At 72.2% G+C, this 24,670-nt stretch carries 21 protein-coding genes, 1 tRNA gene and 1 pseudogene; 12 read left to right on the forward strand and 11 right to left on the reverse strand.

The window, feature by feature from the left end; genetic code table 11:
• Positions 1–89 precede the first annotated feature (89 nt).
• From ACFU7Z_RS03780 to ACFU7Z_RS03800, 5 genes are read left to right on the forward strand one after another with little or no spacing between them, the layout of a single operon-like run.
• On the forward strand, positions 90–1,079 hold the full coding sequence (locus tag ACFU7Z_RS03780; protein WP_375875066.1) for a LuxR C-terminal-related transcriptional regulator: 990 nt from the start codon (positions 90–92) through the stop codon (positions 1,077–1,079).
• A complete protein-coding gene (locus tag ACFU7Z_RS03785) occupies positions 1,069–2,043 on the forward strand; it encodes a LuxR C-terminal-related transcriptional regulator (protein WP_380775739.1) in 975 nt (324 codons plus the stop codon). Before ACFU7Z_RS03780 ends, ACFU7Z_RS03785 begins: the two co-directional genes overlap by 11 nt.
• The gene (locus tag ACFU7Z_RS03790) at positions 2,036–3,013 is read left to right on the forward strand and encodes a helix-turn-helix domain-containing protein (RefSeq protein WP_380775742.1); all 978 of its coding nucleotides are present in this window, start codon (positions 2,036–2,038) and stop codon (positions 3,011–3,013) included. The genes ACFU7Z_RS03785 and ACFU7Z_RS03790 overlap by 8 nt, the downstream gene beginning before the upstream one ends.
• Entirely contained in the window at positions 3,010–3,975 is a 966-nt protein-coding gene (locus tag ACFU7Z_RS03795; RefSeq protein ID WP_380775744.1) for a LuxR family transcriptional regulator, read from the forward strand. Before ACFU7Z_RS03790 ends, ACFU7Z_RS03795 begins: the two co-directional genes overlap by 4 nt.
• Positions 3,968–4,939: a LuxR C-terminal-related transcriptional regulator gene (locus ACFU7Z_RS03800; RefSeq protein WP_380775745.1), complete on the forward strand. Its 972-nt coding sequence runs from the start codon at positions 3,968–3,970 to the stop codon at positions 4,937–4,939. Before ACFU7Z_RS03795 ends, ACFU7Z_RS03800 begins: the two co-directional genes overlap by 8 nt.
• Before the next feature lie 7 nt (positions 4,940–4,946).
• Here ACFU7Z_RS03800 and ACFU7Z_RS03805 read toward each other — a convergent pair whose 3' ends face one another.
• From ACFU7Z_RS03805 to dnaK, 6 genes are all read right to left on the reverse strand, one after another.
• Entirely contained in the window at positions 4,947–5,564 is a 618-nt protein-coding gene (locus tag ACFU7Z_RS03805; RefSeq protein ID WP_143204511.1) for a hypothetical protein, read from the reverse strand.
• A gap of 565 nt (positions 5,565–6,129) precedes the next feature.
• Positions 6,130–7,116: a helix-turn-helix domain-containing protein gene (locus tag ACFU7Z_RS03810; protein ID WP_049650421.1), complete on the reverse strand. Its 987-nt coding sequence runs from the start codon at positions 7,114–7,116 to the stop codon at positions 6,130–6,132.
• A 177-nt stretch (positions 7,117–7,293) separates the two neighbouring features.
• Positions 7,294–7,824 (reverse strand): heat shock protein transcriptional repressor HspR, encoded by a 531-nt coding sequence (locus ACFU7Z_RS03815; RefSeq protein ID WP_375875069.1) that lies wholly within the window; start codon positions 7,822–7,824, stop codon positions 7,294–7,296.
• 7 nt (positions 7,825–7,831) lie between these two features.
• Positions 7,832–8,995 (reverse strand): molecular chaperone DnaJ, encoded by a 1,164-nt coding sequence (gene dnaJ / locus ACFU7Z_RS03820; protein ID WP_049650429.1) that lies wholly within the window; start codon positions 8,993–8,995, stop codon positions 7,832–7,834.
• A gap of 146 nt (positions 8,996–9,141) precedes the next feature.
• Complete coding sequence (grpE, locus tag ACFU7Z_RS03825) at positions 9,142–9,759, reverse strand: nucleotide exchange factor GrpE (protein ID WP_049650422.1); 618 nt, start codon at positions 9,757–9,759, stop codon at positions 9,142–9,144.
• Complete coding sequence (gene dnaK / locus ACFU7Z_RS03830; protein ID WP_074001854.1) at positions 9,756–11,597, reverse strand: molecular chaperone DnaK; 1,842 nt, start codon at positions 11,595–11,597, stop codon at positions 9,756–9,758. The genes grpE and dnaK overlap by 4 nt, the downstream gene beginning before the upstream one ends.
• A 308-nt stretch (positions 11,598–11,905) precedes the next feature.
• Between dnaK and ACFU7Z_RS03835 the strand changes: the two genes are divergently transcribed.
• The 4 genes and pseudogenes from ACFU7Z_RS03835 (at position 11,906) to ACFU7Z_RS03850 (ending at position 17,804) form a co-directional block, all read left to right on the forward strand.
• Complete coding sequence (locus tag ACFU7Z_RS03835) at positions 11,906–14,131, forward strand: (Fe-S)-binding protein (protein WP_380775749.1); 2,226 nt, start codon at positions 11,906–11,908, stop codon at positions 14,129–14,131.
• Between the two features lie 342 nt (positions 14,132–14,473).
• A pseudogene (locus ACFU7Z_RS03840) lies at positions 14,474–15,547 on the forward strand (sugar phosphate nucleotidyltransferase); the annotation flags it as partial.
• 186 nt (positions 15,548–15,733) lie between these two features.
• Positions 15,734–16,789, forward strand: a complete 1,056-nt coding sequence (locus tag ACFU7Z_RS03845; RefSeq protein ID WP_380775751.1) for a Yip1 family protein — start codon at positions 15,734–15,736, stop codon at positions 16,787–16,789.
• A gap of 124 nt (positions 16,790–16,913) precedes the next feature.
• On the forward strand, positions 16,914–17,804 hold the full coding sequence (locus ACFU7Z_RS03850; RefSeq protein WP_380775753.1) for a metal-dependent hydrolase: 891 nt from the start codon (positions 16,914–16,916) through the stop codon (positions 17,802–17,804).
• 95 nt (positions 17,805–17,899) lie between these two features.
• Here ACFU7Z_RS03850 and dcd read toward each other — a convergent pair whose 3' ends face one another.
• Together dcd and ACFU7Z_RS03860 are read right to left on the reverse strand one after the other, a co-directional pair.
• The gene (gene dcd / locus ACFU7Z_RS03855; protein WP_049651628.1) at positions 17,900–18,475 is read right to left on the reverse strand and encodes a dCTP deaminase; all 576 of its coding nucleotides are present in this window, start codon (positions 18,473–18,475) and stop codon (positions 17,900–17,902) included.
• Positions 18,476–18,546: 71 nt separating this feature from the next.
• Entirely contained in the window at positions 18,547–18,768 is a 222-nt protein-coding gene (locus ACFU7Z_RS03860; RefSeq protein WP_074001850.1) for a hypothetical protein, read from the reverse strand.
• 276 nt (positions 18,769–19,044) lie between these two features.
• On the opposite strand from ACFU7Z_RS03860, the gene ACFU7Z_RS03865 reads away from it, so the two are divergent.
• Positions 19,045–19,118, forward strand: a tRNA-Gly gene (locus ACFU7Z_RS03865).
• Between the two features lie 61 nt (positions 19,119–19,179).
• Here ACFU7Z_RS03865 and ACFU7Z_RS03870 read toward each other — a convergent pair.
• The gene (locus tag ACFU7Z_RS03870) at positions 19,180–20,115 is read right to left on the reverse strand and encodes a LysR family transcriptional regulator (RefSeq protein WP_380775755.1); all 936 of its coding nucleotides are present in this window, start codon (positions 20,113–20,115) and stop codon (positions 19,180–19,182) included.
• 146 nt (positions 20,116–20,261) lie between these two features.
• Here ACFU7Z_RS03870 and ACFU7Z_RS03875 point away from each other — a divergent pair, with 146 nt between their 5' ends.
• Complete coding sequence (locus tag ACFU7Z_RS03875) at positions 20,262–21,500, forward strand: MFS transporter (protein WP_380775757.1); 1,239 nt, start codon at positions 20,262–20,264, stop codon at positions 21,498–21,500.
• A 46-nt stretch (positions 21,501–21,546) separates the two neighbouring features.
• On the opposite strand, the gene ACFU7Z_RS03880 is transcribed toward ACFU7Z_RS03875, so the two are convergent.
• Both ACFU7Z_RS03880 and ACFU7Z_RS03885 read right to left on the reverse strand, forming a co-directional pair.
• The gene (locus tag ACFU7Z_RS03880; protein ID WP_380775759.1) at positions 21,547–22,665 is read right to left on the reverse strand and encodes a nucleotide disphospho-sugar-binding domain-containing protein; all 1,119 of its coding nucleotides are present in this window, start codon (positions 22,663–22,665) and stop codon (positions 21,547–21,549) included.
• Between the two features lie 245 nt (positions 22,666–22,910).
• Complete coding sequence (locus tag ACFU7Z_RS03885; protein ID WP_380775761.1) at positions 22,911–23,693, reverse strand: alpha/beta fold hydrolase; 783 nt, start codon at positions 23,691–23,693, stop codon at positions 22,911–22,913.
• Positions 23,694–24,087: 394 nt separating this feature from the next.
• Between ACFU7Z_RS03885 and ACFU7Z_RS03890 the strand changes: the two genes are divergently transcribed.
• The gene (locus ACFU7Z_RS03890) at positions 24,088–24,567 is read left to right on the forward strand and encodes a hypothetical protein (RefSeq protein WP_074001845.1); all 480 of its coding nucleotides are present in this window, start codon (positions 24,088–24,090) and stop codon (positions 24,565–24,567) included.
• Positions 24,568–24,670 lie beyond the last annotated feature (103 nt).

Below are 24,670 nucleotides of genomic sequence, written 5' to 3' on the forward strand. Positions count from 1 at the left end.
GAGCCCGCCCGGCCCACCGGTGCCGCGGCCCGCGCGGCGAGGAACAGGGGCAGCACCAGGGGAGAGGCGTCCGGCAGGGAGAGTGCGACGTGACGGCGGAACCGGCGGTCACACCGCAGCAGGGACCGGTGGGCGAGGAGCCCGACGAGGCCGCCCGGCAGCTCTACCTGGCCATCATCGCCGAGGGCGGCCGCGTCCCCACCGGCGAGGTCGCGGACGCCGACCGGGGCGCGCTCCAACAGCTCATCGACATCGGCCTGTTGATGGTCAACCGGATGGACCGCTGCTACACCGCCGTCAGCCCGCGCTCGGTCAGCGACCGCCTCGGCGCCGAACTGCGCAGCGAGGCCACCCGGCTGCTGGTCCGCGCGGAGAACCTCCCGGGCGCCCTCGACGGCCTCACCCGGGCCTACGACGCGATGCCCCGGCCGACCGACCGGGCCGGCGGCGCCGTCCACGTCGAGGGGCACGTCCACATCCGCCAGCGGATCTCCCAACTGGTCTCCGACTGCCGCTCCGAGGTCCTCACCGCGCAACCCGGCCACCGGCCCGCCGACACCCTCCAGGTCGCCCTCCTCCAGGACGTCCAACTGCTCCGGCGCGGCTGCTCGCTGCGCACCATCTACCAGCCGGTCGCCCTCGCCGACCCGCCCGCCCTCGCCTACGCCGAGGAGGTCACCCGGCACGGCTCGCTCATCCGGGTGCTCGACGAGCCCTTCCAGCGGCTGATCGTCTTCGACCGGACCGTCGCCGTGATCTCCGCCAACGACGACAACAGCACCGCCGCCTTCATCACCGACCCGGCCACCATCACCTACCTGGTCGGCACCTTCGAACGCGACTGGGCCCGCGCCGACACCGCCGGCGCCGCCGCCCCCGGCCAGGCACCCGCCCGCACCATCCCCGACCGGGTCGGCCGGCTGCTCGCCCGCGGCCTCACCCAGCGAGCCGTCGCCACCCGGCTGGGCCTGAGCGAACGCACCGTCGCCGCCCACATCTCCCGGCTGCGCGACCGCTACGGCGCCCAGACCCTCTTCCAACTCGGCTGGCTGATGCGAGGCTCCCGCGATGACCGATGAGCCGGGCCCGGCCGAGCGGGCGCTCTACCTCACCGCCGTCCGGGGCGGCGGCCGACTGCGCCCCGAGGACCTCGCCCCCGCCGACCGCCCCACCCTGGCCGCCCTCGTCGCCCGCGGCCTGCTCACCCCCACCGCCACCGGCTGGACCGCCGCCAGCCCGCGCGCCCTCGGCGACCGGATCGGCCTCGAACTGCGCACCCGCGCCCTCCGCCTGCTACGGCACGCCGAGCGCCTCCCGGGCACCCTCGGGCCGCTGGCCCGCGCCTACGACGCCGCCCGCCACCCGGGCGTCGACCTCCCGGCTGTCCACTCCGGTGCCGGCGATCCCGGTACCGGCGATCCCGCGGCCGGCACCGTCGACGACGCCGCCGAGGTCCGCCGGCGGGTCGGCGAACTCGTCTCGGAATGCCGGGAGGAGGTCCTCGCCGCCCAGCCCGGACCGCGTCCCCTCGAAGCCCTCCGGATGGCCCTCGCCCAGGACCTCTCGCTGCTCCGCCGCGGCTGCTCGCTGCGCACCGTCTACCAGCCGGTCACCCTGGCCGACCCCGCCGCACGGAGCCAGGTCGCGCTGCGCACCGGGCACGGCGCCCAGGTCCGCGTCCTCGCCGAACCGTACGAGCGGGTACTGGTCTTCGACCGCGCGGTGGCCGTCATCCCCGCCGACGAGGACCGCAACCGGGCCGCCTTCCTCACCGACCCCACCACCGTCGCCTACCTGGTCGCCCAGTTCGAGCGCGACTGGGCCCGCGCCACCCCCGCCGACCGCCACCTCGACCCGCCGTCCGTCACCACCGTCCGGATCGGCCGACTGCTCGCCCGCGGCCTCACCCAACGGGCCGTCGCCACCCGGCTCGGCGTGAGCGAACGCACCGTCGCCGCCCACATCTCCCGGCTGCGCGACCGCTACGGCGCCCACAGCCTCTTCCACCTCGGCTGGCAGCTCCGCGGAGAACACCATGACTGACACCCCCGCCACCCCGCTCTCCGCCGCCCTCCCGGACGCCGCCGCCCGCGCCCTCTACCTCGCCGTCCTGCGCGAAGGCGGCCGGGTCCGGTCGGCCGAGGTCGGCGCGGAGGACGGTCCTGCGCTCCGACGGCTGGTGGAACTCGGGCTGCTGGTGCCGCAGTTGCAGGACGCGGCGTACAGCGCGGTCGACCCGCGGGCGGCCACGGAGCGGATCGGCACCGAGATCCGCCGACAGAGCGCCCGCCTGCTCGTGGAGGCCGAGCAACTGCCCGAGCTGATGGGCGAACTGACCCGCGCCTACGACGCGACCCCGAAACGGCGGAGCGGCACGGCCGGGGTCCGCTACCTCACGGCGAAGGAGGACATCCGGCACGAACTGGAACTGCTGGCCCAGGAGTTCCCCGACGAGACGATGACCGCCCAGCCCGGCGGCCCCCGTCCCGCCGAACTGCTACCCGACTCCCTCGACCGCGCCCGCCGCGTCCACGAGCGCGGTGGCACCGTGCGCTCGCTCTACGAGGCCTCGGCCAGACTGGACCCGCCGACCGTCCGCTTCGCCGCCGAGGTCGCCCTGCTCGGCTGCACCACCCGGATCCTCGCCGTCCCGTTCACACGCTTCCTGGTCTTCGACCGCACCGTGGCCGTCATCCCGGCCGCTCCCGATCACACCAGCGCCGCCGTGGTCGACGACCCGGCGATGGTGTCCTTCGTGGTGGACACCTTCGAGCAGCTCTGGCAGCGCGCCGAGGGAGTCAACTGGGCAGCGCTGGCAGCCGGTTCCGCCGACTCGCCCAGCCATCAGCAGATCGCCCGACTGCTCGCCCAGGGCCTCACCCAGCGCGCGATCGCCACCCGCCTGGGCCTGGGCGAACGGACCGTGGCCGGCCACATCGCCCGGCTGCGGGAGCAGTACGACGCCGAGACACTGTTCCAGCTGGGCTGGCAGATGCGGGGGGAGCGGCTGTGACCGACACCGGATTCGCCCTGCCCGACGACACCGCCCGCGCCCTCTACCTGGCCATCCTGCGCGATGGCGGCCGGATCCGGATCGCGGACGTGGCGGAGGAGGACGCGCAGACCGTCCAGACCCTGATGGACCTGGGGCTGCTGAAGCCGTACGTCCTGGACGGCTCGCTCAGCGCGGTGGACCCGCGCTCGGTCACGGCCCGGATCGGCGCCGACCTGCGGGCGGCCGGCACGCGTCTGCTGACACGGGCCGAAGAACTCCCGGACGTGTTCGGCGACCTCACCGTCGCCTATGACGCGGCGTCCCGCCGCCGCGACCGCTCCGGGAGCACCCGGGTCGTCGAGGGCATGGAGAACATCCGGCACCAGGTCTCCCAACTCTCCGAGGAGCTCCGCCACGAGGCACTCTGCGCCCACCCCGGCGGCGCCCGGCCGGTGGACGCCGCCGACGACACCGTGAACCACGCCCGCCGCTTCCTGGAGACGGGCGGTTCGATCCGCACCCTCTACCAGTCCGCGGCCCGTCTCGACGCCTCGACCGTCCGACTGGCTGCCCGGCTGACCGGGATCGGCTGCCACATCAGGGTCGCGGCGTTCTCGTTCCCCAAGATGCTGATCTTCGACCGCACCGTGGCCGTGGTCGCCGCCGCACCGGGGGTAACCAGCGCGGCCGTCATCGACGACCCGGCCGTGGTCGACTTCCTGGTGCGGACCTTCGAACTGCACTGGCAGGACGCCGAGGGCGTCAACTGGGCCTCCCTGGCATCCGGTTCCAGCGAGCCGTCCGTGCCCGAGCAGGTCGGCCGGCTGCTCGCCCGCGGCCTCACCCAGCGGGCGATCGCCACCCGCCTGGGCCTGGGCGAGCGGACGGTCGCGGCCCACATCGCCCGGCTGCGGGATCAGTACGACGCCGAGACGCTGTTCCAACTGGGCTGGCAGATGCGGGGGGCTCGCGATGTCTGACGCCGACCTGCCGGACGCCGCCGCCCGGGAGCTCTACCGGGAGATCCTCCGAGACGGCGGCCGCCTCCACGTCGCCGACATCCGTCCCGAGGACGAGCCGACGGTCAGACAACTCGCCGACCTGGGACTCCTGCTCCTCCATGCCACGGACGGCTTCTACACCTCGATCAACCCCCGGGCCGTGGGCGAACGCCTGGGTACCGAACTGCGGGAGGAGAGTTCCCGCCTGCTCGCCAAGGCCGCTCTCATTCCGGATCTGCTGGAGGACCTCACCCAGGCCTACGACGCGGCACCACGTCGGACGGAACCGGCGGGCGGGGTGCGGAGGGTGGCGGGCATGGTGGAGATCCGGCACCTGGTCGCCCGGCTCATCAAGGACTATCCGCACGAATGCCTGACCGCCCAGCCGGGCAGGTTCCAGCCGCCCGCGCAGCGGGGGGACGGTCTGGCCCATACGCTCCGCTACATCGAGCGCGGTGGCTCGGTGCGTACGATCTACCAACCGCAGGCCCGACTGGACGGGGACCAGGTCGAGTTCGCGGCGGAGTCCACGAGGATCGGCTCGCGGATCCGCGTCCTCGACGCCGCCTTCAGCCGGACGCTCATCTTCGACCGCACCGTCGCCGTGATCCCGGCGACCCCTGACAACAAGGTCGCCGCCGTGGTGGAGGATCCCGCGGTGGTCGCGTACGTGGTCGACGTCTTCGAGCAGCGTTGGCAGCAGGCCGATGTCGTGGACTGGGCCGCACTGGCCGCCGGTTCGGTGGCGCCGGCCGCCCACGAGCAGGTCGCGCGGCTGCTCGCCCGCGGCCTCACGCAGCGGGCGATCGCCAGCCGGTTGGGGCTGAGCGAACGCACCGTCGCCGGTCACATCGCCCGGCTGCGTGAGCTGTACGACGCGGAGACGCTGTTCCAGTTGGGCTGGCAGATGCGGGGAGCCCGGGCGGGGGAGCCCGGTGGGTAGCCGCTGCTCAGCCGGTGGCGGCGCCGGTCGGCCAGTAGCCGGGGACGGCGGGCTGCTGCCGGGGGACGTTGAACTGCTCGCCGGGGGCGGTCCAGAAGCCCTCGCGCAGGGAGAGCGCCATGCCGGCCCAGTCGAGCGCGGTCTCGACCGTGTGGTTGAGGGCCTCCTGCGACCAGGTGTCGTCGAAGACCAGCGGGAGGACGGGGGCGACCTGCTCGATGGTGGCGATCAGCGGGTTGTGGGTGATGGCCTCGTCGACCAGGAGGACGATCGGCTTGCGCAGCGCGGACGCCCAGCCGAGCTCCAGGCTCACGCCGGCCGAGAGCGGGGCGCCGACGTAGGCGAACACGAGGTCCGCGGACTGGAGGGCGCGGAAGTCGGAGGGGACGCGGGGCTCCGGCGCGCGGCCGGAGATGGTCCAGGCGTCGCTGTGGTGCGCGCTGTACACGGCGGCACCGCTGCGGAGGAGGGTGGTGCGGAGCGTCGTCAGCCGCGTCCGGCTGGCGAGGGTCACCACGCTGTCGGCCGGCCCGGTCAGTCGCATCAGCGGGGCGGCCAGGAACACACGTGCACGCCGACCCTCAGGGGCCTGGCTGTCGTGGTGACGCAGGTAGGGCTCGGTCATGTCGACTCCGGGGAAAGGCCGACCGGGGGAGTGAGAGTCGGCGACGCGTTGGCTGTGGGCTGCTCTGTGTGGTGATGCCGCTGGTGAACGACTTAGCATTTGACGGTACATTGGCAAGATGTGGTGTCTTGCCGGACCATTGGGAGCGAACTGATCGTCCATCGCCGGGCGGCGTCGCGTCCAGGGTTGGCCTGTGTCATCTGGACGCCTGGCAGGGAGATGACGCACACTCTGCGGCAGGCCAGGTGACAGCTTCTCTATCGTGCGGCACTATGTGAGCCGTTATCCTGGCTTGAAACTTCCAGTGGCGATTCCCGAGGGAGAGAGTGGGGGCGTGCCTACCATGCGCCGATTTGTCCGCAAGGTTGTGCTTTCGTTGGCCGTCGCGGCTGCTGTGGTTGGCGTTGGCTGCCTCGCGGACGCTGTCGATTCTCATGGGACAGGCGCTACGGAAGCTGCTGTGACCCTTGCCGACGACATCGCCTGGACCTGAGTGCGGCCCTGTTCGCCCCGGCCATGCCGGAATCCCGGAACATTCTCCGGTCTGTCCGTAGTGGGCGGTGATTCAGTCGATCGGCCCCTGTGCCTTGCGGCCGAGAACGTATCCGAGCTGGAACAGTGAGTCGACCTTGTAGTCGTCCCGCATCTCGGCTATATGTCTGGCCAGCGTTCGCTCGCTGATTCCCAGGCGTCGTGCGATGACCCGGTGATTGGTGCCCTCTAGCATCTGGTCAATAATCGTCTGGCGCAGGCGGGACACCACCTGTTGTGGCACTGTGCGGTCGCCCTCGAATTCCAGCGCGCGGCTCCAGCAGCGCTCGAATACCTCTTCGACGAGATAGCTGACGACTGCGGGGTCGTAGATGAAGGCCGCGAGGCTCATGTCATCGGCGATCGGGATCACGGCCACGCGCCGATCCATCACTATCAGTCGCGTGTAGGGCTCGTCGAGAGTCCGGTACTGCCCACCAGCACGTGCGAGTGTGGCCACGTAATCCCTGGTCGGCTGATGGTACCGGGTGCTGGCGTGGTAAATCGTCCGCATCGTCGTGCCACTGCGGAGGGTGTTCAGGTCCTGCTCGACCATGACCGAGAGAACGTCCGGCGGCCGAGGGCCGCCAGGCTGGAGCGCCAGGGCTTCCTCCATGGAAACCCTGTACTGCTGTACTCGCTGATGAATTAGGGCCTTCCCTCGCACATATTCGATCGACCCTCCCTGCTGTTTCGGGGCGTGGAATTCCTGTGCGAGTTCCTGGAGTTCGGACGGGAGTGAAACGGCCCGCGAGAGGAGATCCAGTGCTTGGCGTTGCCACGAATGGCTGAGGCTTGTCGAGAGCTGGGTGGGATCGGCCGCTATGAAATCGCTCGGATCGTCGGTGTCGGGTACGAGGAGGCCAATTCCGACCAACTCGTCCCGAGCGGCATCGGCCCGCCCGGGATCGGATCCTGACGGCAGATGACCGTCTCCTCGGATGACGGCCAGATATAGCTCTCGGGCCTCGGCCGACAGGACGGGTGAGCCAGCGGCAACGGGCTGCTCTCGTTCACTCATCTGCGGCTCCTTGCCGTTACCGTGACGCCTGTGTCCCATCAGCGCCGCCGCTGAGTCACGTTTCAGCATGCCAGACCTGATGAGTCCGATGAAGACGAAATGTGACTGCACTCTCTCACCACACGGCAGCCGCCGGCACCCCCCGAGAGGAGGGGCCGGCGGCCGGTGGGTGCCCGGTCAGCGCTTGGGGCGCCAGACGACGAGGGCGCTGGACTGCGGGGTGGGGGGCTGGTACGGGACGAGGTCGCGGCGGTAGGAGGCGTGGACGGCGGCCTCGCGCTGCTGGAGGGCGGTGGCGGCGCCTTCCAGGGAGTCGACCAGTTCCGTGACGCGGGACTGGAGGGCGGTGACCTGGTTCTCCAGCTCGATGATCCGCTTGATGCCCGCCAGGTTGATGCCCTCGTCCTGGGAGAGCCGCTGGACCTCGCGCAGCTGCTGGATGTCGCGTGCGGAGTAGCGGCGGCCGCGGCCGGCGGTGCGGTCGGGGCAGACCAGGCCGAGGCGGTCGTACTGGCGCAGGGTCTGCGGGTGCAGGCCGGACAGTTCGGCGGCCACGGAGATGACGTACACCGGGGTGTCCTCGGTGAGGACGTACGGCGGCGGGGACGCGGCGGCGCGGCGGGTGCGGCGGGGGCCGGCGCCGGGCAGGCCTTCGCCGAGGCCGGGGCCGATCGGGGTGTCGGGGTCGATCGGGTTCATCGGGGACATCTGGTCGTCACGCTCCCTTCGCCGCCCGGAAGAGGGCGGCGCGCGGATCGTCGGAGGCGGTGGCCTCGCGGTACTGCTCGAGGGCGTTCAGCGCGTCGCCGGTGACGTGCTGCGGCACCACGACCTCGACGGTGACGAGGAGGTCGCCGCGGGTGCCGTCCTTGCGGGTGGCGCCCTTGCCGCGGGCGCGCATGGTGAGGCCGTTGGCGCTGCCCGGGGGCAGCTTGAGCTTCACGGCGGGGCCGTTCAGCGTGGGCACCTCGATGGTGGCGCCGAGCGTGGCCTCGGGGAAGGTGACCGGCACGGTGACGGTGAGGTTGTCGCCCTTGCGGCCGAAGACGGGGTGGGGGTCGACGTGCACGGTGACGTAGAGGTCGCCGGGCTGTCCGCCGCGCTCGCCCTGTGCGCCCTTGCCCTTGAGCCGGATGCGCTGGTCGGCCTGGACGCCGGCCGGGATGCGGACCTGCATGGTGCGGGCCGAGCTGGCCCGGCCGCTGCCGTGGCAGTCGGTGCACGGGTCGTCGACGATCATGCCTCGGCCGCGGCAGTCCTTGCACGGCTCGGAGAGCGCGAAGGCGCCCTGGCCGCGGCTGACGGTGCCCGCGCCGACGCAGGTCGGGCAGACCCGCGGGGTGGTGCCGGTCTTGGCGCCGGTGCCGTTGCAGCTGCGGCAGGGGGCCTGGCTGGTCATCCGCAGCGGGACGGTCGCGCCGTCCACCGCCTCCTCGAAGGAGAGCGTCACCTCGGTCTCGACGTCGGCGCCGCGCCGGGGCTGGGCCTGCCGGGTGCCGCCGCGGTTGAAGAGGCCGCCGAAGACGTCGCCGATGCCGCCCCCGCTGCCGGCGCCGCCCTGGCTGCCGCTGAAGAGGTCGCCGAAGTCGAAGCTGTAGCTGCCGGTGCCGCCGGGGCCGCCGCCGGCCCGGAAGCCGCCGTTGGCGAAGAGGCTGCGGGCCTCGTCGTACTCCTTGCGGCGCTTCTCGTCGGAGAGGACGTCGTACGCCTCGGAGATGTCCTTGAACCGCTCCTCGGCCTTGGCGTCACCCTTGTTGGCGTCGGGGTGGAACTCGCGCGCGAGCTTGCGGTAGGTCTTCTTGATCTCGGTGGCGGTGGCGTCCTTGGGCACGCCGAGGACCTTGTAGTAGTCCTTCTCGACAAAGTCCTTGCCACTCATGGCGTACGCCACCTCCCGATGTCCATCGTCACTGAGCTGTCAACAGCGGCTGCGAGCACGACTGCTGACAGCGCGCTGCGGAGCCGGCCGCCGTACTGGCCGGCGTACGACTCCGCAGCGCACTGGTTGTCACCCGTCACAGGTTGTCAGCTGTCCGAGCCACCGTCGGACTTGTCCGCGTCGGCGGACTTGGCCTCGGCGTCCGTGGACGCCTGGCTGCCGGGCTGGGGCTCGGCGACGGCCACCATCGCCGGGCGGATGATCCGCTCGCCGATGCGGTAGCCGGGCTGGAGGACCTGGACACAGGTGTCCTCGGTGACGTCCGAGGAGTAGCTGTGCATCAGCGCCTCGTGCATGGTCGGGTCGAAGGGCTCGCCCTCCTTGCCGAACTGCTGCAGGCCCAGCTTGGCGACGACCGTCTCCAGCGACTCGGCGACGGACTTGAAGCCGCCGGTGACCTCGCCGTGCTCGCGGGCGCGGCCGATGTCGTCCAGGACCGGGATCAGCGACTCCAGGATGTTGGAGACGGCGATCTCGCGGACGGTCAGCCGGTCGCGCTCGACCCGCTTGCGGTAGTTCTGGTACTCGGCCTGGAGGCGCTGCAGGTCACCGGTGCGCTCGGCGAGCTCGCGCTTGGCGGCGGCGAGACCCTCCGAACCGGACTCCCCGCTGCCGGCCGCGGCGGCCTCCTCGGCAGCCTTGATCACGGCCTCTTCGGCGGCGGAGTCGTCGCCGGGCTTGCCGCCCTGCGGCTTGTCCGTCATGCCGCACCGCCCTTGGGCTTCTCGTCGTCCACGATCTCGGCGTCGACGACGTCGTCGTCCTTGGCCTGGGCGGAGTCACCGGAGGGGGCGGCACCGGCGGTGGCGTCGGCGTTGGCGTACAGCGCCTGGCCGAGCTTCTGCGCGGTGGTGGAGACCTTCTCCGAGGCCTCGCGGATCTTCGCGATGTCCTCGCCCTTCAGGGCCTCCTTGAGCTCGCCGATGGCGGTCTCGACCTCGGTCTTGACGTCGCCCGGCAGCTTGTCGGCGTTGTCGGCGATGAACTTCTCGGTCGAGTAGACGAGCTGCTCGGCGGAGTTGCGCGTCTCGACGGCCTCGCGGCGCTTGTGGTCGTCCTCGGCGTACTGCTCGGCCTCGCGGCGCATGCGGTCGACCTCGTCCTTCGGCAGCGAGGAGCCGCCGGTGACGGTCATCTTCTGCTCCTTGCCGGTGCCGAGGTCCTTGGCGCCGACGTGCATGATGCCGTTGGCGTCGATGTCGAAGGTGACCTCGATCTGCGGCAGGCCGCGCGGCGCCGGCGGCAGGCCGGTCAGCTCGAACATGCCGAGCTTCTTGTTGTACGCCGCGATCTCGCGCTCGCCCTGGTAGACCTGGATCTGCACGGACGGCTGGTTGTCCTCGGCCGTGGTGAAGATCTCGGAGCGCTTGGTCGGGATCGTGGTGTTGCGCTCGATCAGCTTGGTCATGATGCCGCCCTTGGTCTCGATGCCGAGGGACAGCGGGGTGACGTCGAGCAGCAGGACGTCCTTGACCTCGCCCTTCAGGACACCGGCCTGGAGCGCGGCGCCGATGGCGACGACCTCGTCCGGGTTGACGCCCTTGTTGGCGTCCTGGCCGCCGGTCAGCTCCTTGACGAGCTCGGCGACGGCCGGCATGCGGGTCGAGCCGCCGACGAGGACGACGTGGTCGATCTCGGACAGCGAGATGCCGGCGTCCTTGATGACGTTGTGGAACGGGACCTTGCAGCGCTCCAGCAGGTCCGCGGTCAGCTGCTGGAACTGGGCGCGGGTGAGCTTCTCGTCCAGGTGCAGCGGGCCCTCGGCGGAGGCCGTGATGTACGGCAGGTTGATCGAGGTCTCGGAGGACGAGGACAGCTCGATCTTGGCCTTCTCGGCGGCCTCGCGCAGACGCTGGAGGGCCATCTTGTCCTTGGACAGGTCGACGCCGTGGCCGCCCTGGAAGACCTTGACCAGGTGGTCGACGACGCGCTGGTCCCAGTCGTCGCCACCGAGGTGGTTGTCACCGTTGGTGGCCTTCACCTCGACGACCCCGTCGCCGATCTCCAGCAGGGAGACGTCGAAGGTGCCGCCGCCGAGGTCGAAGACCAGGATGGTCTGGTCGTCCTTGTCCAGGCCGTACGCCAGGGCGGCCGCGGTCGGCTCGTTGACGATGCGCAGGACGTTCAGGCCCGCGATCTCGCCGGCCTCCTTGGTGGCCTGGCGCTCCGAGTCGTTGAAGTACGCCGGGACGGTGATGACGGCGTCGGTGACCGTCTCGCCCAGGTACGCCTCGGCGTCCCGCTTCAGCTTCTGCAGCACGAAGGCCGAGATCTGCTGGGGGTTGAAGTCCTTGCCATCGATGTTGATCTTCCACCCGGTGCCCATGTGGCGCTTGACCGAGCGGATGGTGCGGTCGACGTTGGTGACCGCCTGGCGCTTGGCCACCTCGCCGACGAGGACCTCGCCGTTCTTGGCGAAGGCGACGACGGACGGCGTGGTCCGAGCGCCCTCGGCGTTCGTGATGACGGTGGGCTCGCCACCCTCCAGAACGCTGACGACCGAGTTCGTCGTACCGAGGTCGATGCCGACCGCGCGTGCCATCGTAGATACCTCCACGGAAGAGTTGAGCTTTACAGGCTCAAGGATGCACGACCCGGTGGACGGAGTCAACAGCTATGAGCGCCGCTCGCTCAACTTTGCTGAGCGGCGGGGCGGAGCGGGCGCGCCGCGCCGGGGCGGGGGTGCGGCCACGTGACTGCCGCCATAGCTTGGGAATCTTCTGGACGACGGTCGGTCACCGGTAATGTCCGGGCCGTCGGCCCGGCAAGTTACCGACCAGTACACTCAGTTCCCAAGACCGTGTAACGCAGAGCCTGCTCAACCGCAAAGCCGCAGGAGACGGAGAGCCGATGCAGCTAGCAGCGATCGTCATCTCGCTGGTCACATTCGTGATCGGCACCGCGCTCGCCGCCCGTGCGGCGCTGTACATCTACAAGGTGGTCCGCACCGGTGCGCCGGACTCCACCCGCTTCGGGCAGCCCGCCCAGCGGGTGAAGACCGTCGCGACCGAGTTCGTCGGCCACACCAGGATGAACCGCTGGGGGATCGTCGGCATCGCCCACTGGTTCGTGGCGGTCGGCTTCTTCAGCCTGGTGCTGACCATCGTGAACGCCTTCGGCCAGCTCTTCGACGCCGACTTCGCGCTGCCGATCATCGGCCACTGGATGATCTGGCAGCTCTTCGTCGAGCTGGTCGGCACCCTGACCACGCTGGGCATCGCCGTCCTGATCGTGATCCGGCTGATGAGCCTGCCGTCCCGGTCCGGCCGCAAGTCCCGGTTCGCCGGCTCGATCGCCTGGCAGGCCTTCTACGTCGAGTACACGATCCTCGGCATCGGCCTGTGCATCCTGATGCTGCGCGGCCTGGAGGGCGCCCTCAACGGCGTCGACTCGTACGGGCCGGAGCACCTGGTCTCGTACCCGCTGGTCTCCGCGCTGGGCGGCCTGTCGCACGGCACGCTGGAGAACCTGATCTACCTGTTCGCGATGCTGAAGATCTGCATCTCGTTCGCGTGGGCGACCACCATCGGCCTCAACCCCTCGATGGGCGTGGCCTGGCACCGCTTCCTCGGCTTCTTCAACATCTACTTCAAGCGCGAGGAGGACGGCGGCACCGCGCTCGGCGCCCTCGGTCCGATGACCTCGGGCGGCCGGCCGATCGACTTCGAGGACCCGGCCGAGGACGCCGTCTTCGGCGTCTCCCAGGTCGAGCACTTCTCCTGGAAGGGCATCCTCGACTTCTCCACCTGCACCGAGTGCGGCCGCTGCCAGTCGCAGTGCCCGGCCTGGAACACCGGCAAGCCGCTCTCGCCGAAGCTGCTGATCATGAGCCTGCGCGAGCACGCCTACGGCAAGGCGCCGTACCTGCTGGCCGGCGGCGGCAAGGACATGGAGGGCGAGGAGCGGGCCACCTCCGAGCAGCTCAAGGACGTCCCGGCGGCCGCCCTGGCCGAGGCCGAGCGCCCGCTGATCGGCACCGCCGAAGAGAACGGCGTCATCGACCCGGACGTGCTGTGGTCCTGCACCACCTGCGGCGCCTGCGTCGAGCAGTGCCCGGTGGACATCGAGCACATCGACCACATCGTCGACATGCGCCGCTACCAGGTGATGATCGAGTCCTCGTTCCCGACCGAGGCCGGGACGATGCTCAAGAACCTGGAGAACAAGGGCAACCCGTGGGGCATGGCCACCAAGGCCCGCCTGGACTGGGTCAAGGAGCTCAAGAAGGAGACCGGCATCGAGGTGCCGGTGATCGGCGAGGACATCGACCCCGCCGAGGTCGAGTACCTCTACTGGGTCGGCTGCGCCGGCGCCCTGGAGGACCGCGCCAAGAAGACCACCAAGGCCTTCGCCGAGCTGCTGCACACCGCGGGCGTGAAGTTCGCGATCCTCGGCAAGGAGGAGTCCTGCACCGGTGACTCCGCCCGCCGCCTGGGCAACGAGTTCCTGTTCCAGATGCTCGGCGCGCAGAACGTGGAGACGCTGAACGCGGCCCTGGAGGACGCCCCGGTCAAGCGGATCGTGGCCACCTGCCCGCACTGCTTCAACACCATCGCCAACGAGTACCCGCAGCTGGGCGGCCACTTCGAGGTCATCCACCACACCCAGCTGCTGCAGCACCTCATCGACGAGGGCAAGCTGATCCCGGTCAACCCGGTCGAGGGCCTGATCACCTACCACGACCCCTGCTACCTGGGCCGCCACAACAAGGTCTACAGCCCGCCGCGCGAGATCATGGACAAGGTCCCCGGTCTGCGCCAGCAGGAGATGCACCGGCACAAGGAGCGCGGCTTCTGCTGCGGCGCCGGCGGTGCCCGGATGTGGATGGAGGAGCGCATCGGCAAGCGGATCAACACCGAGCGCGTGGACGAGGCGCTGTCGCTCAACCCGGACATCGTCTCCACCGCCTGCCCGTTCTGCCTGGTGATGCTCTCCGACTCGGTCAACGGCAAGAAGAACGAGGGCGCGGCCAAGGAGCACCTGAAGGTGGTCGACGTGGCCCAGCTGCTGCTCGACTCGGTGAAGGCCCTCCCGCCGACCGGGGACGAGGAGCAGCCCGCGACGGTGGGCGCCTGACCGGCGCCGACGAGCCCGCTGTTCGACAGTTCTGCAACAACTGCCCGGCCCGGTGGACGCCGCGAACGCGCCCGCCGGGCCGGGCTTTCGGTCGCTCCGGACGGCCCGCCCCGGTACGGCGGGCGTACGGGGGGTGACGGCAATCGCACAGGCGCCGGACGGGCATTCGGTCGGAAGCAAATACAGTAGGCCCGGACCGGCTTCGTGCCGGTCGACCCGTTCCGGACGGAAGCCCCGGGCGGGTGGCGACCCGCGCCGGCCGCACGGCCGGGTCCAGACCGACGACGAGGTGTCGGCCCGCCGGGCCGGGCCGCAGAGACCACAAGGGGAACAGCGCAGACCATGACCGAGGCGATCATGCTGGTCGGTGGTAAGGGCACGCGACTGCGTCCGCTGACCACCCACACCCCCAAGCCGATGCTGCCGGTGGCAGGCGTCCCGTTCATCGCGCACCAGTTGGCCCGCGCGGCCGCCGCCGGCGTCACCCGCGTCGTGCTGGCCACCTCGTACCTGGCCGAGGTGTTCGAGGACCACTTCCAGGACGGCACCCCGTACGGCATCGAGCTCGTCTACCTGACCGAGCGCGAGCCGCTGGGCACCGGCGGGGCGATCCGCAACGCCGCCTCCGGCCTGACCTGCGGCCCGGACGAACCGGTCCTGGTCTTCAACGGCGACATCCTCTCCGGCGTCGACATCGCCGCCCTGCGCGACGGCCACGTGGCCGCCGGGGCCGACGTCACCCTGCACCTGACCCGGGTCGAGGACCCGCGGGCCTTCGGCCTCGTCCCGACCGACGAGGACGGGCGGGTGCTGGAGTTCCTGGAGAAGCCGGAGACCCCGGAGCAGATCGTCACCGACCAGATCAACGCCGGCTGCTACGTCTTCACCCGGTCCGTGATCGACCGCATCCCGACCGGCCGCGAGGTGTCCGTCGAGCGCGAGACCTTCCCCGAACTGCTGGCCACCGGCGCGCTGCTGCGCGGTGTCGTCGACACCTCGTACTGGCTGGACCTGGGCACCCCGGCGGCCTTCGTCCGCGGCTCGGCGGACCTGGTGCTCGGCAAGGTCGACTCCCCGGCCGTCCCCGGCCCGACCGGCGACGCCCTGCTGCTGCCCGGCGCCACCGTCCACCCGGGCGCGGTGCTCAGCGGCGGCACCGTGGTCGCCGAGGACGCGGTGGTCGAGGCCGGCGCGATCGTCGAGGGCAGCGTGATCCTGCCCGGCGCGGTGATCGGCCCGGACACCCTGGTCAAGGACTCGATCGTGGGCGCCTTCGCCACCGTCGGCGCCCGCTCGGCGCTGGACGGCGCGGTGATCGGCGACGGCGCGATCGTGGAGTCGGACAACGAGCTGCCGAACGGCATCCGGATCGCCTGCGGCACCCTGCTGCCGGTCGGCGCCGTCCGCACCTCGGCCGGCCCGGGCGGCTGCCCGGCCGGCACCAGCGCGGCCGCGGCGGTGCACGGGCCGTCGGTCGGCGCACAGCGGTAGCCACCCCGCGCCCCGCGGGTTTTCGGCCCCGTTCGTCTCAGCCTCGCTGCAAACCGGCCCCGGCTTCGTCCGGGGCCGCCGCGGGCCGGGCCGGACGGGTACCTTCGGACCGTGGCTGGTAATCGATACGACAACGGTCAGGGCGCGGACCGTCCGCGCGGCGGGTGGTCGGCCCCTCCGCCGCCGTCCGCGCCCGGGGGGCACGGGGGGACGGACGGGCCGGAGTACTTCACGGCCCCGCACGCGGCGACGCCCGGCGGGCCCGGCGGCGCGCCCGGCGGTCCGGGCGGTCCGGGCGGTCCCGGCACGCCCGGCACGCCCGGCGGTCCCGGGCAGACGGCGGGGGACGGGTACGACCCGTACGCGGCGGACCGGCCCGGCAGCACCCGGGCCTTCCCCGTCGGCGACCCGTACGCGGCCGGCGGTCCGTACCAGGGACAGCCGCCGTACCAGGGGCACCCCGGCCAGGAGCACGGCTACTACGACGACGGCCACGGGCAGCAGCCGCCCTACGGCCCCGAGGAGGGCTACGGCCCCGAGCAGGGCTACGACCAGCAGCCGTACGGCCAGGACAACGTCGCCGTCTACCGGGCCGGCGGCCAGTCCGCCCCGCACGTCGCCGGGCCCCGGCCGCACTGGCGCGAACTGTTCACCGGCCTGTTCCGCAGCCCGACCGCGGTCTTCGACCGCACCCGCGACCACCAGGTCTGGCTGCCCGCGCTCACCGTCTCGCTGCTGTACGGCGCGCTCGCGGTGCTCGGCATCGGGCTGACCCACGACGACATCGTCAACTCGACCTTCACCGTGGCGCTGACCGGCATCCTCGCCGCCGCCATCGGCTTCACCGTGGCCGGCGCGCTCTTCGGCGGGGTCACCTACGCGATGGCCCGCCAGCTGGGCGGCGACGGCCCGTGGAAGGCGACCGTCGGCCTGGCCGCGCTGATCGGCTGGCTCACCGACGCGCCCCGGCTGCTGCTCGACCTGGTGCTGCCCTCCGGCAGCGCCGTCGTCCAGGTCGTCGGCTGGGCCACCTGGATGCTCTGCGCGTACCTGCTGACCAGCATGGTCCGGCGGCTGCACGACCTGCCCTGGGGCAAGGCCGCGGCCGCCTCGGCGATACAGCTGGTGGCGCTGCTGGTGCTGATCAAGCTGCCGACGCTGGGCTGAGCCGCACCGGGCGGAGCGACGCCGGGCCGAGGGCTCCGACGGGCGAAGGGCAGAATGGGGGCGGGTCGCGGCCGAGCGCCGGGCCCGCCCCACCCTCGTCGTCCCACCTTCACCGGAGCCAGGAATGACCCTCCCCACCACCCACGTCAGCTTCCCGGCCGGGGCGGTGACCGGCGAGTCCCCGGTGCTCGCGGTGCACCCGCTGGCCGACGGCCGGTACGCCGTCGTCACCGCGGCGACCCCGTTCCACCCGCTCGACCACACCTGGCCCGACCAGCCGGCCGATCTCGGCACCCTGACCGTCGACGGCACCGAGCTGGCCGTGGTCGACTGCCTGACCGGCGCCGTCGGCCCGGAGGGCGGGGAACTGCTGGTCGGCGCCGACATCCCGGTCCGGCGCGGTGACGAGGAGTGGTCCTGGCTGGTCCTGCACGTCGTCGACGGCGACCCGGGGGACCTCGTCGGCCGCACCGCCGCGCTCGCCGTCGACGCCGACCGCCGGGGCGCCCTCAGCGCCTCGCACAGCGGCTGCCACCTGCTCGCCCTCGCCCTGAACGCCGCGCTCGCCCCGCGCTGGCGCAAGGACCCGGGCCGCTCGGACGCCTTCGGCCACCCGGACTTCGACAGCCTCGCCATGGCGAGCTCGGTGATGGACACCGCGGCCAGCACCGACACCTACCGGCTCGGCAAGTCGCTGAAGAAGAAGGGCTTCACGGTGGACGCCACCGAGGAGTTCCCGGCCCTCGCCGACGCCCTGCCGGCCCTCACCGAGGCCGTCAACGCCCGGCTGGCCGCCTGGGTCGCCGCCGACGCCCCGGTCCGCATCGAGGTGCCCGGCCCCGAGCTCACCGCCCGCCGCCAGTGGCACTGCGAGCTGCCCGAGGGCGGCGCGCAGATCTTCTGCGGCGGCACCCACCTGCACCACCTCGGCGAGCTGGCCGAGCTGCGCACCGAGCTGCGGCTGTCCGAGGACGGCACCGAGCTGGTCGCCGTCACCAGCCCGAAGCGGGCCTGAGAAACGCCGCGGGCGGCCTGATCCCTCGGGTGAGGGGTCAGGCCGCCCGTCGTGCGTGCGCTCCGTGGGGCCCGCGGGTCCTGCGGGTCCTGTGCTCAGACGTCGCTGCGGTGGAAGTTCAGGTACGAGCGGGACGGCGTCGGGCCGCGCTGGCCCTGGTAGCGCGAGCCGTAGCGCTCCGAGCCGTACGGGTGCTCCGAGGGCGAGGAGAGCCGGAACAGGCACAGCTGCCCGATCTTCATGCCCGGGTAGAGCTTGATCGGCAGCGTCGCGACGTTCGACAGCTCCAGGGTCACGTGGCCGCTGAAACCGGGGTCGATGAAGCCGGCCGTGGAGTGGGTGAGCAGGCCCAGCCGGCCCAGGCTCGACTTGCCCTCCAGCCGGGACGCGACGTCGTCGGGCAGCGTGATGACCTCGTACGTCGAGGCCAGCACGAACTCGCCGGGGTGCAGGATGAACGCCTCGTCGCCCTCCGGCTCGACCAGCCGGGTCAGGTCCGGCTGCTCCTCGGAGGGGTCGATGTGCGGGTACTTGTGGTTCTCGAACACGCGGAAGAAGCGGTCGAGGCGCACGTCGATACTCGACGGCTGGATCATCGCCGGGTCGAACGGGTCGACGACGACCCGACCCAGGTCGATTTCGGTCCGGATGTCCTTGTCAGAGAGCAGCACGCTTCGAGGTTACGTGCACGACAGGGCCCCGGACGAATCCGCCCGGGGCCCGTTCCGTCCCTCCGCGACCGTCAGGCCAGGAACTCCGCGGCCTCCAACCGCATCGCCCGCGCCAGTTGCGGCTCCGACAGCTCCCGCACGTCGGCCAGCACCGAACTCCGCATCCGTCCGCACTGCGGGCAGCGGATCAACCGTCCGGGCCCGAGCCGGCCAGGACCGAGGTTCTGCATCGGGAACGTGGTGGTGCTGAACAGGTGCCCCTCGGCACAACGAACGACGGCGCGCTGCTCCATCGATCCCCTTCCCATCCCTAACCCAGTACTCACCCGTACGCACTCGCCCCGACGGCCGAGCCCCGGGACAGCGTCACATTAGGGGATGTTCCGGACATTCCTCACCATGGCTCGCCGCCTCGGCCCCCACCCACCGGAGCACTCGCGCGCGGCCCACACAGTACGCCTCCACACCCGCCCCACCCGGCTCCGCCACGTCCACCGACCCCCTGTGCAACCACCGGTGCGAATGGGGTACAGTGACACTGGATCGAGCGGTCTCTGACGGCTCATCAGGCGGGCGTAGTTTAATGGTAGAACATGAGCTTCCCAAGCTTAGAGCGCGAGTTCGATTCTCGTCGCCCGCTCCAGCAGTAAAGCCCCAGGCCAGTGGCCTGGGGCTTTCGCGTTGTCCGGGGCCGGTCGGGGCGGTCAGTGGGGGTGGGTCCAGGCGGGGGTCCAGGTGCCGGGGGTGCCGGGGGTGGGGGCGGCGGTGGCGAGGTGGGCCCGGAGGGCGGGGAGGGCCGGGTGGGGGTTGTCGCGGTGCCAGAGGAGCGAGTGGGGGTAGACGGGCGTCGGGTCGGTTACCGGGATGCGGCGCAGGCCGTGGGCGGCGGGCCAGACGAGGCGGGTCCGCTCGCTCATGAAGGTGGCGAGGGCCGGGGTGTCGGCGATGGTGTCGAGGAGGGCGTCGGAGCCGAAGTTGGGGCCGGTGGCCTCGATGGTGAGGCCGAACTCGGCGACCAGGTCGGCGTAGTAGGCGCCCCACTCGGTGCCGGGGACGATGCCGGGCATCCAGATCCGGTGGCCGGCCAGGTCGGCGACGGTCAGCGTCCGGGCGCCCGCCAGGGCGTGGGCGGGGCCGGTGAGGAGGTGGAGCGGTTCGTCGAGCACCCGGACGGATGCGATGTCCTCGGGGAGCGGCCGGCCGGGCATGGCGACGGCGCGGAAGGTGGCGTCGATCGTGCCGGAGCGGACGGCGGCGACGGCGGTCTCGATGTCGTGCAGCATCAGCACGTCGAGGTCGATGTCCGGGTGGGAGCGGTGGAAGTCGCGCATCAGGCCCGAGACGGCTCCGCGCGAGTTGAGCACGTCGACGCGCAGCGGGCGGCGGCCGGCCCGTACGGACGCGACGGCGCGTTCGGCGGCGCGCAGCAGTTCGCGGGCGTGGGGCAGGAACGCCTGTCCGTCGATGGTGAGTTCGGCGCCGCGCGGGGTGCGCGTGAACAGTCGCACGCCGAGGTCGCGCTCCAGTGCGGCGACGCGTTTGGAGACGGCCTGCTGGGTGATCGACAGGTCGACGGCGGCCTTCTGGAACTGGCCGGCTTCCGCGATGGCGGCGAAGGTGCGCACTGCTTCGAGGTCCACGCCGATCCACTGTAGAGAACAACCTGTGGTTGTGCGGGGTGGGCGAAACGGTTGTTTGACCGGCCGTGGTGCCTCCCGGTTGGCTCTCACCGGTCAACTCCGGTTTGTCCGGTCGGGGTCGGGACGTCGAGGGGAGCGCACCGCGCATGACGGGTGGGAAACGGCTGGGCCGGCGGTTCGGCTGGCTGTGGGCGGCGTACGCGGTGAGCGCGTACGGGTCCGGGCTGGGGTTCGGGGCGCTGCCGCTGATCGCCGTGCTGGTGCTGCGCGCCGGACCGGCCGAGGTGTCCGCGCTGTCCGCGGTGGGGCCGGCGGTGGGCGCGCTGATCGCGGTGCCGCTCGCGCCGTGGGTGGAGTTCCGGCGCAAGCGCCCGGTGATGATCGCGATGGACCTGGTCCGGTTCGCGGCCATGGCGTCGATCCCGGTCGCGTACGCCCTGGGAGGGCTGGGCTTCGTCCAGCTGCTGGTGGTCTCGATCGTGGTCGCCGCGGCCAGGATCGCGTTCGGCGCGGCCAGCGGCGCCTACCTCAAGGCCCTCGTCCGGCCGGACGACCTGCTGGTGGCCAACGCGCGGTTCGAGTCCACGAACTGGAGCTCCATCGCGATCGGTCCGCCGCTGGGCGGGGCGGCGGTCGGCCGGTTCGGGCCGGTCACCACCGTGGTGGCCGACGCGCTCAGCTACCTGCTCTCCGCGCTGAGCATCACCGCGATCCGCGGCCGGGAGGAGGCGCCGCGGCGGACCGGCGGGAACCCGGTCCGGGCGGGCGCGGTGCTCGACGGCTGGCGGCACATCCTGGGCGACCCCGGTCTGCGGGCGCTCTACCTCAACAACATGCTCGTCTCCGGTCTGATCATGGCCACCGAGCCGGTGCTCGCCGTCCTCCTGCTCCGCCAACTCCACTTCGCCCCATGGCAGTACGGCCTGGCCTTCGCCGCCCCCTGCCTCGGCGGGCTGATCGGCTCCCGGCTGGCCCGGCGGGTCGTCGCACGCCACGGCCGGGACCGGGTGTTCCGGACCGTCGGCACCCTGCGCGCCGTCTGGCTGATCGGCCTGGCCTTCGTCCGCCCCGGCGTGGTCGGCCTGGTCACCGTGATGGCCGTCGAGCTGGCGATCATCGTCAACATGAGCCTGTTCAACCCGGTGCTCGCCACCTACCGGCTCGAACGCACGCCCAAGCACCTGGTCGCCCGCACGCTGTCGGCCTGGTCGATCGGCCAGCAGGCGTCCATCGCCGTCTGCACCGCGCTCGGCGGGCTGCTCGCGGCCGCCACCGGACCGCGCACCGCCCTCGCGGTCGCGGGACTGCTCATCCTCGCCACGCCGCTCCTGCTGCCCCGGGCCGGCGCGTCGGCGGCCGTACCGCCGGTGGCCGCACCGCTGTGAGCGGGTACGGCCGTGAGCGGTACGGCCATCGGCGGCAGGGGTGGGATCAGCGGCGGGCGGCGAGGTCCTCCAGGGTGGGGACCAGGGCGGCCGGGGTGGGCAGGGCGGCGTTGTCGGCCCGGAGGCGGTGGGCGGCGTCGCGCAGCGCGGCGTCGGTGAGGACACGGGTGAGCAGCGGGGTGTCGACGGCCTCGGAGGTGGAGCTCAGGGCGGCACCGGTGGCGGTGATGGCGTCGGCGTTGAGGAAGTGGTCCGCGCCCTGGGGGAGCAGCAGCTGGGGCAGGCCGGCCTGGAGGGCGGTCAGCATGGTGCCCGAACCGCCGTGGTGGATCAGCGCGTCGGCGCGGCCGAGCAGCTCGTTGAGCGGGACCCAGGGCAGGCCGCGGACGTTGGCGGGCAGGGTGCCGAGCGGGGCGAGGTCGGCGTTGCCGACCGCGAGCAGGAAGTCGGCGTCGACCTCGGCCGCCGCCTCGACCAGGCGGACCACCGCGCGGACACCGTCGATCTCGGCGAGCACGGTGCCCAGGGTGACGACCGCCCGCGGGCGCTCGGGCTTGCGGAGGAACTCGCCCGGGACGATGCCGCCGCCGTTGTACGGGACGTAGCGCATCGGCAGGCCGTCCGGGTCGCCGCCGAGCGGGCCGAGGTTGAGCACCGCGGTGACGCCCGGAGCGGTCAGGCCGCGCTCCTCGTACAGGTCGGAGACGTGCGAGGCCACCAGGTCGGCCATCGGGCGGCCGGGGCTGGCACCGAAGTTCTGCACCACCGACGGGATCTTGAGCTGGGCGGCGACCAGCGGGCCGGCGGCGGCGAAGGAGTCGTGGACGATCAGGTCGGCGCCCCAGTCGGTGGCGACCGCGAGCAGGCCGTCCACGTCGGGACGGGAGGCGTGCGCGAACATCGCGGCCGCCATGTCGAGGATCTCTTCCTGGGTCTTGTCCCGGTTGACGTACTGGACCTTGCCGCCGAGACCCTCCTCGATGATCTCCCGCAGGCCCCGGCCGTCGCCGACCTGGGCGACGGGGAAGCCCGCGGAGCGGATCAGCTCGACGGGCTGCCCGGTGGCGAACAGGACCTCGTGCCCGACGGCGCGCAGCGCCTGGGCGGTGGGCACCATCGGGTAGAGGTGACCGGCCGCGGCGGGGCCGGTGAAGAGTATGCGCATGGTGGTCTCCTTGCGAATGTTGCTGACAAGGCAGTCTCACCTTTGAAGTTGACGTTCAGTCAATTCGATAAGGATCACCATGCGCGGTAATCGGCCTTTCTGGAGCAGGGCTTGCCTCTCGGGCAACGGTGTGCTCCGCGCGCCGGTCGCCCGGGCCGTGCGCGCCCGCCGGACGGGCCGCCCGCGCGCCGCCGTTCGCTCCCTCCCGGCGGTCGGCGGTCGGCGGGTGGTCGTGCGGCGGGCGGTCACGCGGCGACGAGGAAGTCCCGGACGGCACCCGTGAACGCCCCGGTCTGCTCGGCGAGCACGATGTGGCCGGTGTCGAACTCGGCGTAGGCGCTGCCGGGCAGGGCGGCGTGCAGCCGGCGGGCGTTCTCCACCGGGACGGTGGCGTCCTGGCGGCAGCCGATCACCAGGGCGGGGGCCTGGACGCGCGGGAGCAGTGGGCCGAGGTCCAGGCCGAGGTTGAGGGCGAGGTGCCGCAGGGTGCCCGGGGTCGGCCGCATGTAGGCGGTGTTGGCCTGGACGGCGGCGCGCCCGATCCGGTCGAGGAAGCCGGGGCTGAAGGCGGTGAGGGTGGCGTAGCCGCCGAACGCGGCGGGGTGGTCGGCGAGGGAGAGCCAGGTGGCCATGGAGAGCCGCAGGTACTCGTCCTGTTCCGCGCTGATCCAGCCGGCGGCGGCGACCAGGCGGCGGACCCGCCCGGGGTGCAGGGCGGCGGTCGCGGTGGCGACGACGGCGCCGAGCGAGAAGCCGAGGACGTCGGCGGGGCCGCGGCCGGCGTCCTCGATCACGGCGGCGACCTGGGCGGCCAGGGCCTCCAGGGCGAGCGGACCGCCGTCGTCCTCGGCGGCCGCGCTGCCGGAGAGGTCGGGCAGCAGCACGGTCCAGCGGTCGGTGAAGGAGTCCAGCAGGCCGTCCCACATGGCGGAGCCGGGGCCGGTGCCGTGCACCAGGACGAGGGTGTCGGGGCCGTCGCCGACGACGCGGTAGGGGATGCGGGCGGCGCCGACGGTGATGACGGGCATGGCGGGTCCTCTCGATGACTGGGTCGGACGGCAGGTCAGAAGGCCTGCCGGGTACGGCCGGTGGGCCGGTCCGGACCGGCCGGTCGGCCCGGGAAGTAAACTACACAGTGCAGATCAGTAATTCAACTACACCGTGCAGTGCATTTTGAAGGTGTGGGAACGGTGAGGGACGGAACCGGGAGGGGAACTGCCCGTACCCGCCCGCCGTCCAAGCAGTGACGGAATGCCGGCCCGGGTTGAACACCGGGGGAGTACGGAGGGCCCTGTGCAGTCAGGTGGTGCCGAACTGAACGTCGGATGCCCGGGTGGCGGCGGCCCCGGCCGCCCCGGCGGTGCGCGGGTCGCGCCGGTCCGGCGGTCGGAGTCCGAGTCGGGGGCGGAGTCGGGGCCGGAGGTGACGATCGACCAACTCGACGCCACCGAACGCTGCGAGACGCTGCTCCAGGACACCCTGGACGCCGTCCGTCCGGCGCCGGTCTGGCAGGGGGCGCCCGCGCGGGCGGGGGCACGACTGCCGCTGCCGGGGCGCGAGTCGGAGCTGCTCTGGTACGTCACCCGGGGCCGGGACCTCCTCACCGTCGTCTCGCTGTCCCGACGGGCGGCGCTGGCGGACGTGGTGGAGCGGCACTGGCGGCGGCGCGGCTGGACCATCACCTCGCTGAACGCCGGCCGGGACCGCCCGGGCGTCGCCGCGGCCACGCCGGACGGCTACCGGCTGGAGCTGCGCTTCGGCGAGTCGGGCGAGGCCGGGCTGACGGCGAGCTCGCCCGGAGTGGCCCGCTCGGAGCGGGGCCCGGTGCTGTCCGGGAGCGTCGACCGCTGCGCGCCGCCGCTGCCGTACGTCCGCTGCCCGTACTGGAGCGCGCTGGTCTAGCCGGGGGTACTGGTCTAGCCGGGAGCGCTGGTCCGGCCGGGGGTGCTGGTCCAACCGGGGGCGCTGGGGACCGGGGGAGGCGTGGAGCGAGTCCCCCCGGACT

This window comes from Kitasatospora sp. NPDC057518 (assembly GCF_042802075.1).
Classification (GTDB): domain Bacteria; phylum Actinomycetota; class Actinomycetes; order Streptomycetales; family Streptomycetaceae; genus Kitasatospora.